Genomic DNA, 15,042 nt, shown 5'->3' with positions numbered 1-15,042 from the left:
TCCACTTGGATCGGGGCTCGGGGTGCGATGCTTTTCTGGCTGCCTCGCTCATGGCGAACCTTTCGCGTGCGGAGCCTCACCGCTGCGTTGACAATCGCATTGTTGATCGCGACGACAGGCCAAAGTCCGGCAGCTGATCCAGAGGCAAAACGAGTACTGATGCTGCATTCATTCGGTCTCAGGTTCAGACCTTGGACTGATTATTCGGAAGCCCTTCGCGCCGAGCTGAGCCGACGGGCATCCATTGAATTTCAAGACCAATCGCTGCTGAATGCCCGGCGAAGCAGCGACAAGTCAGACGCCCCCTTTGTCGAGTATCTCCGTTCCCTCAATCTGGACCAGCCGCCCGACCTGATCGTCGCGATCGGTGCGCCTGCTGCCAATTTCGTGCAGGCTCATCGCAAAGACCTCTTTCCAACTACGCCGATGCTGTACACCCTGGTAGAGCGACGCCGCGTCGACTTCGATAAATTGACCAAGTACGACGCCGTCGTGGCAATCACGAACGACGATCGTGTTTTCTTTGAAAATATCCTGCAGGTCCTACCTCAAACAACTACGATTGCCATCGTAGTCGGTGCTTCGCCGAGCGAAACCTGGTGGCGTAACGAGGTCGCCAAGTCCACCGCGCGGTTCGCGGATCGTGTCCATTTTCGATGGTACAACGAGCTCTCGTTCGAAGACATGCTCAAGGATGCGGCCAACCTACCGTCGCACAGTGCTATTTTCTGGATTGGATTGAATGTCGATGCGGCGGGAGTGGCACATGAGGGCAACACTGCGTTTAACCGATTTTACAGCGTAGCCAATGCGCCCATCTTTTTTCACGATGAAAGTTTTTTTGGAGAGGGCATCGTCGGTGGACCAATGCAGGTCGTCGCCAGACAAAGCAAGCAGGCGGCGGAAGTCGCGCTTCGCATCCTCAACGGCGAAAATGTCGCCGACATCAAGCCGACCTTTGTCCCGCTGGCCGCGCCTATGTTTGACTGGCGACAAATGCAGCGCTGGGGAATTCCCCAAAGCAGACTGCCGCCTGACAGCACGGTTTACTTCCGGGAGCCCAATTTGTGGGAGCGATATTGGTGGCAAATCACGTTCACTATCGCGCTTGTCCTCGCGCAAGCGGGACTGATCGCGCTTTTGTTATTTGAGCATCGTCGACGTCAATTCGCCGAAGTGCAGTCGCGGCAGCGCATGACTGAACTGGCCCACGTCAATCGCTTCGCGACCGCTGGCGAACTGACCGCCTCGATTGCTCACGAGATCAACCAGCCGCTTGGGTCTATTCTGACGAACGCCGAAACCGCAGCCGCGATCCTGCAATCGCAGCGTCCCGATATCGCCGCACTTTCCGATGTTGTTGAACTCAGGGAAATCGTGAACGATATTTTACAGGATGACCGCCGTGCCACCGAGGTCATTCGCAGGATGCGCAGCTTGCTAAAAAAGGCGCCGTTCGAATTGAAGCAATTGGACCTGAATGAGGTTGTGCAAGAGACGGTCAGATTTCTTTCCGCGCTAACCGTCAGCCGAAAATTCGAAATGGCCAACGTGATCACGTCCGACGCGCTACCGATCCTCGGCGATCGCATTCAGCTTCAACAAGTCATTTTGAATCTTGTGCTGAACGGGGTCGAGGCTATGAAGGACACGTCTGACGAAAGCCGCTCTATCAGCATCCGGACTGCGCGCGTGGATCAATTTGCCGAGCTATCCGTGTCAGATCGCGGCCCCGGCATTCCAGAAGACAAATTGAAACAGGTTTTCGAGCCGTTTTACACCAGCAAAGCGGAAGGCATGGGCATGGGCCTGTCCATTGCGCGCACCATTATCGAAGCGCACAACGGGTTCATATCAGCGAGTAATCGGGAGCACGGCGGCGCCTCGTTCACGATCAGGCTTCCCTTTGCCGGTTGATCCAAAGCGGCGCCCATACGCGGAGACAGACCCCTCACCCGAGTGAGGCTGCGTCTATCGGCGTCGCTGCCCTCTCCCACAAGGGGAGAGGGCACAACAATGAGGCGCTGCGATTGATCGCGCCGTCGATCGACTTGCATAATCGCACGAGTTTCGTCATCGCATGATTTTGCGCATTCGCACGATCATCCGTGGCGATCAACGGCGCTTGTAAGCAAAAAGCGTCAGAAAATGACGCTTATCATATCAATTAGCCCAAAATCGCCGCAGTGATCGCCGCACAAATTCGTGATCGTCATGGCCAGACGCGCTCGCTACGCAAAAATGCATTGCCGGACATGTCGACGCTTCATCGTTTCGCATCGATATGATTATTGTGCGCGCAAATTCGCTGACTAGATCGCCGTAAGCGATCGCGCGAGCAAGGGGATGCATATGGCAACTGTTCTCACCATCAACGGCGAAACGAAATCGTTCGACGCGCCCCCTGACATGCCGCTGCTGTGGGTGCTGCGCGACGTCCTCGGGATGACCGGCACCAAGTTCGGCTGCGGCATCGCGCAGTGCGGCGCCTGCACCGTCCACGTCGACGGCAAGGCGGTGCGCTCCTGCGTCTTGCCGGTCAGCGCGGTTGCGAACCGCGCCATCACGACGATCGAGCATGTCGGCAGCACGCCGACGGGCGCAAAGGTGCAAAAGGCCTGGCTCGATGCCGAAGTGATCCAGTGCGGCTATTGCCAGTCCGGCCAGATCATGGCGGCCGCGGCGCTGCTGGCGGCAACGTCCAGCCCCGACGATTCCGACATCGACGCCGCGATGGCCGGCAATATCTGCCGCTGCGGCGCCTATGTGCGCATCCGCGAGGCCATCAAGCTGGCCGCCTCCGGCCGTCAGTCATGAGGTCCGCCATGATCCCCGACAAGACTCTTCCTGACGTCTCCCGCCGTGCGCTGCTGACCGGCGGTCTCGCCACCGGCTTCCTGCTCGCCTTCCACCTGCCGCTGCGCGCCGCCGTCAACGAGCCGGAGCAACCGCGCGACACCACCGACGGCAAGTTCGCGCCGAACGCCTTCATCCGCATCGACGAGACCGGCCGCACCGTGCTCCTGATGCCGCAGGTCGAGATGGGCCAGGGGGTCTATACGTCGATTGCGATGATCCTGGCCGAAGAGCTGGACGCCGATTGGGCAAAGGTCGCCGTGCTGCATGCGCCGCCCAACGACAAGCTCTACGCCAATCCCGCGTTCGGCTTGCAGGCCACGGGTGGTTCGACCTCGATCCGCGCCTGGTGGAAACCATTGCGCGCAGCGGGCGCCAGTGCGCGCGCGATGCTGGTGCAGGCCGCAGCGGCGCAATGGCAGGTCGAGCCTGCAAGCTGCACCGCGTCGAAAGGCGAGGTCGTGCACGCCGCAAGCGGCCGCAAGCTCGGCTATGGCGAACTGGCACTGGCCGCACAGGGCCAGACGCCGCCGAAGGACGTTTCGGTCAAGGACCCCAAGGACTTCGTCATCATCGGCCAGCCGCTGAAGCGGCTCGACACGCCGGACAAGGTCAATGGCAAGGCCGTCTACGGCATCGACGCGATCCTGCCCGGCATGAAGATCGCAGCGATCGCCAATTGCCCGGTCTTTGGCGGCAAGGTCGGCAAGGTCGACGACAGCGCGGCGACAAAAATCCCGGGCGTGCGCAAAATCGTGGTGCTCGAGGACACGGTCGCCGTGATCGGCGACCACATGTGGGCCGCCAAGAAAGGCCTCGATGCGCTCAAGATCGAGTGGAACGAGGGACCGAACGCGAAGCTCAGCACGAACGACATCTGGCAGCATCTGCGCGCCGCCAGCGCGAAGGACGGCGTGGTCGCGAAATCGGTCGGCGACATCGCCCAGGGGCTCGCCAGCGGCGACAGGTTCGAGGCGAGCTTCGAACTGCCGTTCCTTGCGCATGCCTCGATGGAGCCGATCAACGCCACCGTCCACGTCAGGCCTGATGCCTGCGAGATCTGGACCGGCACGCAGATCATGACGCGCGTGCAGTCGGAGGCGGCGAAGGCCGCGGGCCTCCCGGTCGACAAGGTGATCGTCAACCAGCATCTGCTCGGCGGCGGCTTCGGCCGCAAGCTCGAGCCGGACATGGTGGTGGCCGCCGTGAAGATCGCAAAACAGGTCGACTATCCCGTCAAGGTGATATGGACCCGTGAGGAGGACATCCAGCACGACGTCTATCGTCCGGTCTATCGCGACCAGGTCACGGCATCGCTGGTCGATGGCAAGGTCGCGGCCTGGAAGTACAAGGTCGCCGGCTCCGCCGTGCTGGCGCGCTGGCTACCGCCGGCGTTCCAGAAGGGTATCGACATCGATGCGGTCGATGCCGCGGTGGATGCGCCCTACGACTTCGCCAATTTCCATGTCGAATATGTCCGCGCCGAACCGCCGGCGGTGCCGACCGGCTTCTGGCGCGGCGTCGGTCCGAACAACAACGTGTTCGCGGTCGAATGCGGGATGGACGAACTCGCGCGCAAGGCCGGCAAGGATCCGGTCGAATTCCGCCGCTCGATGCTGACGAAGAATCCGCGCATGCTCGCGGTGCTCAATCTCGCGGCCGAGAAATCCGGCTGGGGCCAACCACTGCCACCGCGCGTCGCTCGCGGCGTCTGCGTGCAGCCGTCATTCGCAAGCTTCCTCGCCACCGTGGTGGAAGCGGAGATCGACGATATCGGCGAGATCGTGCTCCGCCGCATCACTTCGGTGGTGGACACCGGCATCGCGGTCAACCCCGATACGGTGAAGGCGCAGATCGAGGGTGGCCTGGTGTTCGGCCTCACCGCCGCGCTCTATGGCGAGATCACCATCGAGAAGGGCCGCGTGCAGCAATCGAATTTCCACGACTACCGCATGATGCGCATCAACGAGATGCCGAAGATCGAGGTGATCGTGGTCAAGAGCGGCGAGGCGCCCGGCGGCATCGGTGAGGCCGGCGTCAATGCCGGACCGCCGGCGCTGCGCAACGCCATTTACGCGGCGACCGGCGTGGCGCTGCGGCGCCTGCCGATCGATCGGAAACTGCTGGCTGCGGGGAAAAAGGCATGAGCGGCAAAATGCGTATTCTCACCGGCATCGTCGTGATCGCCATCGTCGCTGTGGTATCAGGCGTCTGGATCATCCGCGGGCCCGGCCCGCTCGACTTTGCCGGCGGCCCCAAGGTGGCGCTGGCGGATTACCGCGCCGGCAAGCCGGCCGGCGTGCCGGCGAAGCTCGAGAAGGCTGGCCTGGTCGAGCGCGGCGAATACCTCGCGAAGGCGGCCGACTGCATGGTGTGCCACACCAAGCCGGGCGAGAAGGACTATTCCGGCGGGCTCGGCTTCAAGCTGCCGTTCGGCACGCTCTATTCCACCAACATCACGCCGGACAAGGACACCGGCATCGGCAATTATAGCGACCAGGATTTCCTCGACGCGGTCCAGCGCGGCAAGCGCCATGACGGTGCCCGGCTCTATCCCGCCATGCCCTACACGTCCTACACCTACATGACCGACGAGGACGTGCTGGCGGTGAAGGCCTATCTGTTCAGCCTGCCTGCGGTGCGCGCGAAGCCGCCGGAGAACACGCTGTCGTTCCCGTTCAACCAGCGCTGGGCCATGATTGTCTGGTCGGCCGTGTTCAATCCCGACACGCGCTTTGCGCCGGATACGTCGAAGAGCCCGGAGTGGAATCGCGGCGCCTATCTCGTGGAGGCGCTCGCACATTGCGGCGAATGCCATACGCCGCGCAATCTCGGTTTTGCGCTGGACAACCGCAAGAAATTCGCAGGCGCGATCACGGCCGGCTGGCGCGCCTTCAACATCTCCTCGGACAAGGCCACCGGCCTCGGCAATTGGAGCGATGAGGACCTGATCTCCTATCTGTCGCTCGGCCATGCGCCGGGCCACGGCTCAGCGTCGGGTCCGATGGGTGAAGCGGTCGACCACAGTTTCAGCCAGTTCGCGCCTGAGGACATAAGCAGCATCGTCGCGTATCTGCGCAGCGTGCCGCCGCAGCCCTCGCCCGACCTGCCCGCAACCACCGCACCCGTTGCGCCCGCCTCGCACAAGGACGGTGTTACGGCGGACGCGCGCGGCAAGAAAATGTTCGCCAGCGCCTGCGCCAGCTGCCATGGCTGGAGCGGCGAGAGCCCGGTCTCGCCGATGGCGACGCTGACCGGCACCTGGGCCGTCAACGACCCCGCGGCCACCAACGTCGCGCAGATCGTGCTGTCAGGCACCAAGCGGCATACGCCCGACGGGGCGCTGTCGATGCCGGCGTTCGGCAACGCGTATAGCGACGACGAGATCGCGGCGGTCGCGAATTACGTGACGGCGCGGTTCGGTGCGAAGGGATCGAAGCTGACCGCGAAGGATGTGGCGGAGTTGAGGGAGCAGACGGCGGAGTAGGCCCCAATGTCGTCCTGGCGAAAGCCAGCACCCATTACCCCAACTGCCTGTTTGGCGCGACGTCCTCGACCACGAGCCTGCCCATTACTACGGCCGGTGGTAATGGGTCCTGGCTTTCGCCAGGACGACACTGAGTATGTGGCGAGCTACATGAAAACTCAGCTCAACCAGAATTTCGGCGTCGTCGGCTCCAGCCGGCCGCCGGCGCGCACCGGTGCGATGCGCAGTGCAAGTCCGGTCGCGTCATCCGTCTCCACGGCCACGCCGCTGAGCGTAGCTGCGCCCGCCGCCGGCTCGAAGCGGCCTGAGGGGATGCCGGAGGTGAACCTCCGCAGCGGCTCTTCCTTCTGCATGCCGATGATGGAATCGTAGTCGCCGGTCATGCCGGCATCGGTCATGTAGGCGGTGCCGCCTGACAGGATCTGGTGGTCGGCGGTCGGCACGTGGGTGTGGGTGCCGACGACGAGGCTGGCGCGGCCGTCGCAGAAGAAGCCGATGCCCTGCTTCTCGCTGGTCGCCTCGCAATGGAAGTCGACGACGATGGCGTCCGCGGCAATGCCGAGCGGGCAGGCGCCGAGCTCGCGCTCCAGCGCTGCGAAGGGATCGTCGAACGGGGTCATGAAGACGCGGCCGAGCGCGTTGACGACGAGCGCATGCTTGCCGTTCTTGGTCTCGACCAACGCGGCGCCGCGGCCGGGCGTGCCGCGCGGATAGTTCGCCGGCCGCACCAAACGCTCGGCGCGCTCGATGAATACCAGGGCTTCGCGCTGGTCCCAGGAGTGATTGCCGAGCGTCACCGCGTCGGCGCCGGCGTCGAGAAACTCCTGATAGATCGCTTCCGTGATGCCGAAGCCACCGGCGGAATTCTCGCCGTTGACGACGACGAAATCGAGCGACCAGTCCTTGACCATGCCGGGCAGATATTCGGCGATGGCATTGCGCCCGGCACGGCCGACGACATCACCCACGAACAGAATGCGCAACTTCAGAACTCCGGAAATCGAATACGTCGGATTCCGTTAGCACATAATCCAGCGCCACGTCGTGGGCTAGTGCCGGAACCGCCTTGATCTCCTGCGCTGCAAAAGCGAGCCCGATGCCGACGATATTCTTGGCTTTTCGCAGATGCGCGAAGGTGTGGTCGTAGTGCCCCGCGCCGTAGCCGATGCGATGGCCGAGACGATCGAAGGCCGCGAGCGGCGTCAGCATGATGTCGGGAATGACTTCAGCGGCCCCAGGCGACGGCTCGGGAATGCCGAGCGGGCCGAGCATCAGGCGATCATTGGGATGGAAGATGCGGAAGATCAGCGACTGGCCGCGCGCGGTGACGCAAGGCAGCGCCAGCCTGGCGCCCTGCTCGGCGAGCGTCTTCAGCAGCGGCATCGGATCGATCTCGCTGCGGATCGGCGAATATCCCGATACGATGCTGCCAGGCAGGAGCTGGAACGGCAGCCCGCGCTTGGCGAGCTTCGCGGCAGCGGCGGTGCGTTTCTTGTCGCTCAGCGCATCGCGCGCCGCGAGGGCTTTGGCGCGGAGTTCGGCTTTGGTGTTGGTCATGCGCTTGCCCCCGAGGCAGAGCTACCCCCCGCTGTCATCACCCGCAGCGTGTCGGGGACGCAATTTCGACAGGCACGAACCAGAAGGAAGAAAAACAAAAGTGCGAAGCCGCGAACGCCGTTGAAGCACTCGATCCCGGAGTTCCCTACGAAAGTAGGTGGGCACCATATGTCCGAGCCCACGGGCCCGGCCAGGGACAGTTCCCTAAAGGATCGATAAGGCCCCGGGGATAATGGCTCCTGACGCGCGTCGCAGCCCCGCCCGGGCAATGTAACAACGATGCTGACGAATCGCCAGCCCGGTGAAGGGTCAGCCGATGGCGATCCCGTTGCCGACGGTGCGGTTCAGGACCTGGGTCGACTTCTCGATGCGCTCGGCCGCAGAGTTCAGTGCGTTCACAACCGCGGTCTGGGTCAGCCGGGCGCGCTCCACGGCGGCGTTGCGGAAATCCCGCAGCTCGGTCAGCTCCTGCTCCATGGTGCGGATGCGGTTGCCGGCATCGACCAATTCGTCGCAGACGGTCAGCGCCGCCATCACGGTGAGCCTGGCATCACCGATCTCGCCGAACTTTCCGCGCAGCGACTGGATCCGCGTCTCCAGGCTTTCGGCGAGCTTGAGCAGCCGCACCTCCTGGCCTTCCTCGCAGGCCATGCGGTATTGCCGGCCGTTGATGGTGACGTTGATATGGCTCATCCGTCCTCTCCGGTATCGAGCACCGAGCGAATCGTGACGATCGCGGAATCCAGCCGATCGGAGATCTCGCGGCTGGAGCGCTCGAGCTTGCGCGCCTTCACCAGCGCGCCGTCGAGTTCGTCGGCAAGGCGCGAGCGGTCCGCGCCCAGCGCCTGAATCCGCGCCGCGAGCTCGTTCTCGTCGCGGTCGGCGTCGCGCCGCCGCTCCACCGCGCTTTCGAGCGAGTCGAGCGCCGCCATGAGCCTGCGGGTCGCGATCTCGATCTCGACGGCCGAGGACTCGGTCATGGCAGAGCTGTTGGATACGCGATCGTTCATGCAGTCAGCGGCGGAACCTGTGGCCTTGCCCTTGGGCTTTTCCTTTGGGCATTTACCTTGGAGCTTGCCGTCCGGCAAAAGACTCGGTTCGGCAAGCGGTTAGAAGCAGAAATTTACGTGGCAAGCTAGCGGAGCGCAACGCCGCCACGAAACTATGCACTGCTAAGCAACTTTTGCGGCCAAACCGGCGTTTGATTGCCTTGGCCTGCCGGAACCGAGATGCTATCCCAGCCGCGACCCCAGCGGCCGAAAGGCTCCTTCCGGCGCGGCCAAATCCAGCCACAAGCGCCTCATTTCAGACGGATTTTCAGACATGACGCAGGTCGATCACAACCGTATGGCCAATGCGATCCGCGGCCTTGCCATGGACGGCGTCGAGAAGGCGAAATCGGGTCATCCGGGCCTGCCGATGGGCGCCGCCGACATGGCGACCGTGCTGTTCACGCAATTCCTGAAATTCGACGTCGCCGCGCTGGACTGGCCGGACCGGGACCGCTTCGTGCTCTCGGCCGGGCACGGCTCGATGCTGATCTATTCGCTGCTGTATCTGATCGGCAGCCCCGAGATGACGATCGACCAGCTCAAGGACTTTCGTCAGTTGGGATCGCTGACACCGGGACATCCCGAGCATGGCCACACCAAGGGCATCGAGACCACCACCGGTCCGCTCGGCCAGGGCATTTCCACCGCCGTCGGCATGGCGCTCGCCGAGAAGATGCTCGCGGCCGAGTTCGGCAGGAAGATCGTCGATCACCACACCTATGTGATCGCTTCCGACGGCGATTTGATGGAAGGCGTGTCGCAGGAAGCGATCGCGATGGCCGGGCACTGGAAGCTCAACAAGCTGATCGTGCTCTACGACGACAACGGCATCTCGATCGACGGCCCGACCTCGATCTCCGACTCCGTCGACCAGGTGAAGCGGTTCAAGGCGTGCGGCTGGGCCGCCGAAAAGATCGACGGCCACGACCAGGCCGCGATATCAGCCGCGATCACGCGCGCGCAGAAATCAAACAAACCCACGCTGATCGCGTGCCGCACCACCATCGGCTTCGGCGCGCCGCACAAGGCCGGCACCAACAAGGTCCACGGCGAAGCGCTCGGCGCCGACGAACTCAAGGCCGCCAAGGAAAATCTCGGCATTTCGCTGGAGCCGTTCTCGGTGCCCGACGACGTGCTGAAGGCCTGGCGCGCGGCCGGCAGCCGTGGCGCGGCAGCACGACAGGAATGGGAAGCAAGGCTCGGTGAACTCGGCAGCCGCAAGCGCGCCGAATTCGAGCGTCGCCTGCGCCACGAGCGCCCGGCCGCGCTGGCAAAGGCGTTCAAGGGTTACAAGAAGGAGCTGTTGGAAAAGCCGATGAAAGCGGCGACCCGCAAATCCTCGGAAGCCGTGATCGAAGTGATTGCCGGCGCGATGCCGATGGAATTTTTGGCGGGCTCGGCCGACCTCACCGGCTCCAACAACAACAAGGCGAAGTCGGCAACCGCGTTCTCGGCCAAGACGCCGAAGGGCCGCTTCATCCATTACGGCATCCGCGAGCACGGCATGTGCGCGGCGATGAACGGCATCTTCCTGCACGGCGGCTTTGCGCCGAACGGCGCGACATTCCTGGTGTTCACGGATTATGCGCGGCCCGCGATGCGGCTCGCCGCGTTGATGGGGACCGGGGTCGTCTATGTGATGACCCACGATTCCATCGGCCTCGGCGAAGACGGCCCGACCCACCAACCGGTCGAGCATCTCTCGGCACTTCGCGCCATTCCCAACATGCGCGTGTTCCGCCCGTGCGATTCCATCGAGGTCGCCGAGTGCTGGGAGCTCGCGCTCAACCGCATCGACGGTCCGACGGTGCTGGCGCTGACCCGGCAGAACCTGCCGCAGCTGCGCACCGCCGCACCGAACGAGAGCCCGTGCCGGTTCGGTGCCTACGAGCTGGTGGCCGCCCAGGGCGAAGCCAAGGCGACGCTGTTTGCTTCCGGCTCCGAAGTCGAGATGGCCGTGGCCGCCCAGAAGCAGCTCGCCGAGCGCGGCATTCCGACCCGGGTGGTTTCGGTTCCCTCGCTCGAGCTCCTGTTAGCGCAACCAAAGGAACGCCGCGACGAGATCATCGGCAACGCCCCGGTCAAGGTCGCGATCGAGGCCGCCGTGCGCTGGGGCTGGGACGCCGTGATCGGCCAGGATGGCGAATTTATCGGCATGCACTCCTTCGGCGCCAGCGCCCCTCTCAACAAGGTATTCCAGCACTTTGGCATTACCGCCGAGGCCGCGGTTAACGCCGTTCTGAAACGCGTTTCCTGAGAGTTGAGATTGCCAAAAAAAAGGACTACCTAACTCTCATATGATCAAGCCCCGCCCGGCCGAACCGGGCGTCCGCCCTAAAAAAACCCTCGCAGGCGCGCTAGCGCGTTGTGCGGGATGACAACGGTCATTGAAGGAGACGAAACATGGCAGTCCGCGTCGGAATCAACGGTTTTGGCCGCATCGGCCGCAACATCCTGCGGGCCATCGCCGAGTCCGGCCGCAAGGACATCGAGGTCGTCGGCATCAACGACCTCGGCCCGGTCGAGACCAACGCGCATCTGCTTCGCTTCGACAGCGTCCATGGCCGCTTCCCCGGCACCGTGACCGTCGATGGCGACACGATCAGCCTCGGCGGCAACAAGATCAAGGTGACCGCCGAGCGCGATCCCTCGAAGCTGCCCTGGAAGGATCTCGGCATCGACATCGCGATGGAATGCACCGGCATTTTCACCTCGAAGGACAAGGCCTCCGCGCATCTGACCGCCGGCGCCAAGCGCGTTCTCGTTTCGGCGCCCGCCGACGGCGCCGACGCCACCATCGTCTACGGCGTCAACCACGACACGCTGACCCGGGAACATCTGGTCGTCTCCAACGGCTCCTGCACCACCAACTGTCTCGCGCCGATCGCCAAGGTGCTGAACGACCTCGTCGGCATCGAGACCGGCTTCATGACCACGATCCACGCCTATACCGGCGACCAGCCGACGCTCGACACCATGCACAAGGATCTCTATCGCGGCCGCGCGGCTGCGATGTCGATGATCCCGACCTCGACCGGCGCCGCCAAGGCGATCGGCCTCGTGCTGCCGGAACTGAAGGGCAAGCTCGACGGCGTCGCGATCCGCGTGCCGACCCCGAACGTCTCGGTCGTCGACCTCAAGATCGTCGCCAAGCGCGCCACCGACGTCAAGGAAATCAACGCGGCGATGAAGCGCGCCTCCGAGCAGCAGCTCAAGGGCATCCTCGGCTACACCAGCGCGCCGAACGTTTCGATCGACTTCAACCACGACCCGCACTCCTCGACGTTCCACGAGGACCAGACCAAGGTGCAGAACGGCACGCTGGTGCGCGTGATGTCCTGGTACGACAACGAGTGGGGCTTCTCGAATCGCATGGCGGACACCGCCGTTGCGATGTCGAAGGTGATCTAACCAAGACGCGTCACGGCACAGCCGGAGAACGCCATGACCTCGCAACTCGTCGCCCTCGCGCTCCTCTTGGCGTTGATGGGCGGCCTGTTGTTCCTGTTCTTGCGATCGGGCTCGAAGATCAAGCCCGATCCGGATCGGAAGATCGAGGACTGGCCCAACATTACCCAAGGCGGTTCAGGGGATCCCTCGTGACCAACAAATTCCGCACCCTCGACGACGTCGACGTGAAGGGCAAGCGCGTGCTGCTGCGCGTCGATCTCAACGTGCCCATGGAGAACGGGCGCGTCAGCGACGCGACCCGGCTCGAGCGCGTCGCGCCGACCATCACCGAAATCTCCGACAAGGGCGGCAGGGTCATCCTGCTCGCGCATTTCGGCCGGCCGAAAGGGCGCGATGGCAAGGACTCGCTCAAGCCCGTTGCCGAGGCGCTGTCGAAGGTCGTGAAGAAGCCCGTTGCGTTTGCCGACGACTGCATCGGCGAGCCCGCGGCCAAGGCCGTGGCGGCGCTGAACGACGGCGACATCCTCTGTCTGGAAAATACCCGCTTCCACAAAGAGGAAGAGAAGAACGATCCGGCCTTTGTCGCGGAGCTCGCAAAACTCGGCGACATCTGGGTCAATGACGCGTTCTCGGCCGCGCACCGCGCCCACGCCTCGACCGAAGGCCTCGGCCACAAGCTGCCCGCCTATGCCGGCCGCACCATGCAGGCCGAACTGGTCGCGCTGGAGAAGGCGCTGGGCTCGCCGACCAAGCCCGTCATCGCGATCATCGGCGGCGCCAAGGTCTCGACCAAGATTGACCTGCTCGAAAACCTCGTGACCAAGGTCGACGCGCTCGTGATCGGCGGCGGCATGGCCAACACCTTCCTGCACGCCCAGGGCGTCGGCATCGGCAAGTCGCTGGCCGAGAAGGATCTCGCCGCGACCGCGCTGCGCATCATGGAAAAGGCGGAAGCCGCCAACTGCGCCATCATCCTGCCGGTCGACGCTACCGTCGCCTATCATTTCGCGGCCAACGCGCCGTCGCACGCCTATGGCCTCGACGCGATCCCGACCGACGGCATGATCCTCGACGTCGGTCCGCAGTCGATCGCGCGTGTTCATGCTGCGATCGACGATGCGGCGACGCTGGTCTGGAACGGACCGCTCGGTGCCTTCGAGATGCAGCCGTTCGACCGCGGCACGATGTCCGCCGCCAAGCATGCCGCCGAGCGCACCAAGGCCAAGAAGCTGGTCTCGATCGCGGGCGGCGGCGACACCGTGGCGGCCCTCAACCAGGCCCATGTGGCCGGTCAGTTCACCTATGTCTCGACCGCCGGTGGCGCATTTCTTGAATGGATGGAAGGCAAGCCCCTGCCCGGCGTCGAAGTTCTGCGCACCAAGTAATCGGTCGGCAAGTCGTCAGCCGCCTTCAAGCAGTGGCCTTGCAGGCCCAAACGGGAGAAATACACAGATGGCTCGGATCACGTTGCGTCAATTGCTCGACCATGCGGCGGAGAACGATTACGGCGTCCCGGCCTTCAACATCAACAACATGGAGCAGGCGCTGGCGATCATGGACGCGGCCAACCAGGTCGACGCGCCCGTCATCATCCAGGCCTCCCGCGGTGCGCGCTCCTACGCCAACGACGTCATGCTCAAGCACATGATGGACGCGGTGACCGAGATCTACCCGCACATTCCGGTCTGCGTGCATCTCGACCACGGCAACGAGCCGGCAACCTGCATGACCGCGATCCAGGCCGGCTTCACCTCCGTCATGATGGACGGCTCGCTCAAGGCCGACGGCAAGACCCCCGGCGACTGGGGCTACAATGTCGGCGTGACCAAGACCGTGACCGACATGGCCCATCTCGGCGGCATCTCGGTCGAAGGCGAGCTCGGCGTGCTCGGCTCGCTCGAGACCGGCATGGGCGACAAGGAAGACGGCCACGGCGCCGAGGGCAAGCTCAGCCACGACCAGCTCCTGACCAATCCGGATGAAGCCGTGAAGTTCGTCCAGGAGACCCAGGTCGACGCGCTCGCGATCGCGATGGGGACGTCCCACGGCGCCTACAAATTCACCCGCAAGCCCGACGGCGACATCCTCGCCATGAACGTGATCGAGGAGATCCACCGCAAGCTGCCGAACATGCATCTCGTCATGCACGGCTCCTCGTCGGTGCCGCAGGACCTCCAGGACATCATCAACGCCTATGGCGGCAAGATGAAGGCGACCTGGGGCGTGCCGGTGGCCGAGATCCAGCGCGGCATCAAGAACGGCGTGCGCAAGATCAACATCGACACCGACAACCGCATGGCGATGACCGGCCAGATCCGGAAGGTGCTCAAGGACAATCCGGAAGAGTTCGACCCGCGCAAATACCTGAAGCCCGCGATGGAAGCGATGACCAAGCTGTGCAAGCAGCGGCTCCAGGAATTCAATACCGCAGGCCAAGCCTCCAAGATCAAGAAGGTGCTGACGACGGCCGAGATGGCCAAGCGCTACGCCAAGGGCGAGCTCGCCCCGAAGGTAGCGTGAAGTCCGGCACGCCCTGTCGTCTCCCTCGCCCCGCCCTTCGCGGGGAGAGGGTTGGGGTGAGGGGCTCTCTCCGCAGATGAGATGACTGCGGGACCTGTACCCCCTCACCCGGATCGCAAGGGCGATCCGACCTCTCCCCGCAGGCGGGGAGAGGTGAAC

General features: G+C 63.8%; 13 protein-coding genes and 1 other RNA gene. 9 read left to right on the top strand and 5 right to left on the bottom strand.

The window, feature by feature from the left end:
* Positions 1–27: 27 nt before the first annotated feature.
* From AC0L3J_RS14515 to AC0L3J_RS14500, 4 genes are all read left to right on the top strand, one after another.
* Positions 28–1,917, top strand: a complete 1,890-nt coding sequence (locus AC0L3J_RS14515) for a sensor histidine kinase (RefSeq protein WP_473347435.1) — start codon at positions 28–30, stop codon at positions 1,915–1,917.
* A gap of 435 nt (positions 1,918–2,352) precedes the next feature.
* Positions 2,353–2,817 carry a (2Fe-2S)-binding protein gene (locus tag AC0L3J_RS14510; RefSeq protein WP_473347434.1) on the top strand — a complete coding sequence of 155 codons (465 nt, stop codon included), beginning with the start codon at positions 2,353–2,355 and terminating at the stop codon, positions 2,815–2,817.
* A gap of 8 nt (positions 2,818–2,825) precedes the next feature.
* Positions 2,826–5,003, top strand: a complete 2,178-nt coding sequence (locus tag AC0L3J_RS14505) for a xanthine dehydrogenase family protein molybdopterin-binding subunit (protein ID WP_473347433.1) — start codon at positions 2,826–2,828, stop codon at positions 5,001–5,003.
* Complete coding sequence (locus tag AC0L3J_RS14500) at positions 5,000–6,343, top strand: c-type cytochrome (protein WP_473347432.1); 1,344 nt, start codon at positions 5,000–5,002, stop codon at positions 6,341–6,343. Before AC0L3J_RS14505 ends, AC0L3J_RS14500 begins: the two co-directional genes overlap by 4 nt.
* 158 nt (positions 6,344–6,501) lie before the next feature.
* On the opposite strand, the gene AC0L3J_RS14495 is transcribed toward AC0L3J_RS14500, so the two are convergent.
* From AC0L3J_RS14495 to AC0L3J_RS14475, 5 genes are all read right to left on the bottom strand, one after another.
* Complete coding sequence (locus AC0L3J_RS14495) at positions 6,502–7,326, bottom strand: TIGR00282 family metallophosphoesterase (RefSeq protein WP_166517682.1); 825 nt, start codon at positions 7,324–7,326, stop codon at positions 6,502–6,504.
* Entirely contained in the window at positions 7,304–7,900 is a 597-nt protein-coding gene (locus tag AC0L3J_RS14490; RefSeq protein ID WP_473347431.1) for a 5-formyltetrahydrofolate cyclo-ligase, read from the bottom strand. The genes AC0L3J_RS14495 and AC0L3J_RS14490 overlap by 23 nt, the downstream gene beginning before the upstream one ends.
* 101 nt (positions 7,901–8,001) lie before the next feature.
* A non-coding RNA gene (ssrS, locus tag AC0L3J_RS14485) (6S RNA) lies at positions 8,002–8,161 on the bottom strand.
* A 48-nt stretch (positions 8,162–8,209) separates the two neighbouring features.
* Complete coding sequence (locus tag AC0L3J_RS14480) at positions 8,210–8,593, bottom strand: cell division protein ZapA (protein ID WP_007599950.1); 384 nt, start codon at positions 8,591–8,593, stop codon at positions 8,210–8,212.
* The gene (locus tag AC0L3J_RS14475) at positions 8,590–8,910 is read right to left on the bottom strand and encodes a DUF4164 domain-containing protein (RefSeq protein WP_026232773.1); all 321 of its coding nucleotides are present in this window, start codon (positions 8,908–8,910) and stop codon (positions 8,590–8,592) included. The genes AC0L3J_RS14480 and AC0L3J_RS14475 overlap by 4 nt, the downstream gene beginning before the upstream one ends.
* A gap of 313 nt (positions 8,911–9,223) precedes the next feature.
* Between AC0L3J_RS14475 and tkt the strand changes: the two genes are divergently transcribed.
* The 5 genes from tkt (at position 9,224) to fba (ending at position 14,883) form a co-directional block, all read left to right on the top strand.
* Complete coding sequence (tkt, locus tag AC0L3J_RS14470) at positions 9,224–11,209, top strand: transketolase (RefSeq protein WP_473347430.1); 1,986 nt, start codon at positions 9,224–9,226, stop codon at positions 11,207–11,209.
* A gap of 146 nt (positions 11,210–11,355) precedes the next feature.
* Positions 11,356–12,363 carry a type I glyceraldehyde-3-phosphate dehydrogenase gene (gene gap, locus AC0L3J_RS14465; RefSeq protein ID WP_106941903.1) on the top strand — a complete coding sequence of 336 codons (1,008 nt, stop codon included), beginning with the start codon at positions 11,356–11,358 and terminating at the stop codon, positions 12,361–12,363.
* Positions 12,364–12,396: 33 nt separating this feature from the next.
* Positions 12,397–12,555 carry a hypothetical protein gene (locus AC0L3J_RS14460; RefSeq protein ID WP_247406375.1) on the top strand — a complete coding sequence of 53 codons (159 nt, stop codon included), beginning with the start codon at positions 12,397–12,399 and terminating at the stop codon, positions 12,553–12,555.
* On the top strand, positions 12,552–13,748 hold the full coding sequence (locus AC0L3J_RS14455; protein ID WP_473347429.1) for a phosphoglycerate kinase: 1,197 nt from the start codon (positions 12,552–12,554) through the stop codon (positions 13,746–13,748). The genes AC0L3J_RS14460 and AC0L3J_RS14455 overlap by 4 nt, the downstream gene beginning before the upstream one ends.
* 67 nt (positions 13,749–13,815) lie before the next feature.
* A complete protein-coding gene (gene fba, locus AC0L3J_RS14450) occupies positions 13,816–14,883 on the top strand; it encodes a class II fructose-bisphosphate aldolase (RefSeq protein ID WP_473347428.1) in 1,068 nt (355 codons plus the stop codon).
* Positions 14,884–15,042 lie beyond the last annotated feature (159 nt).

This window comes from Bradyrhizobium sp. Kon37 (assembly GCF_055807535.1).
Note: the sequence above shows the minus strand (reverse complement) of the source record. Positions and strands in the feature narration are given on the sequence as shown.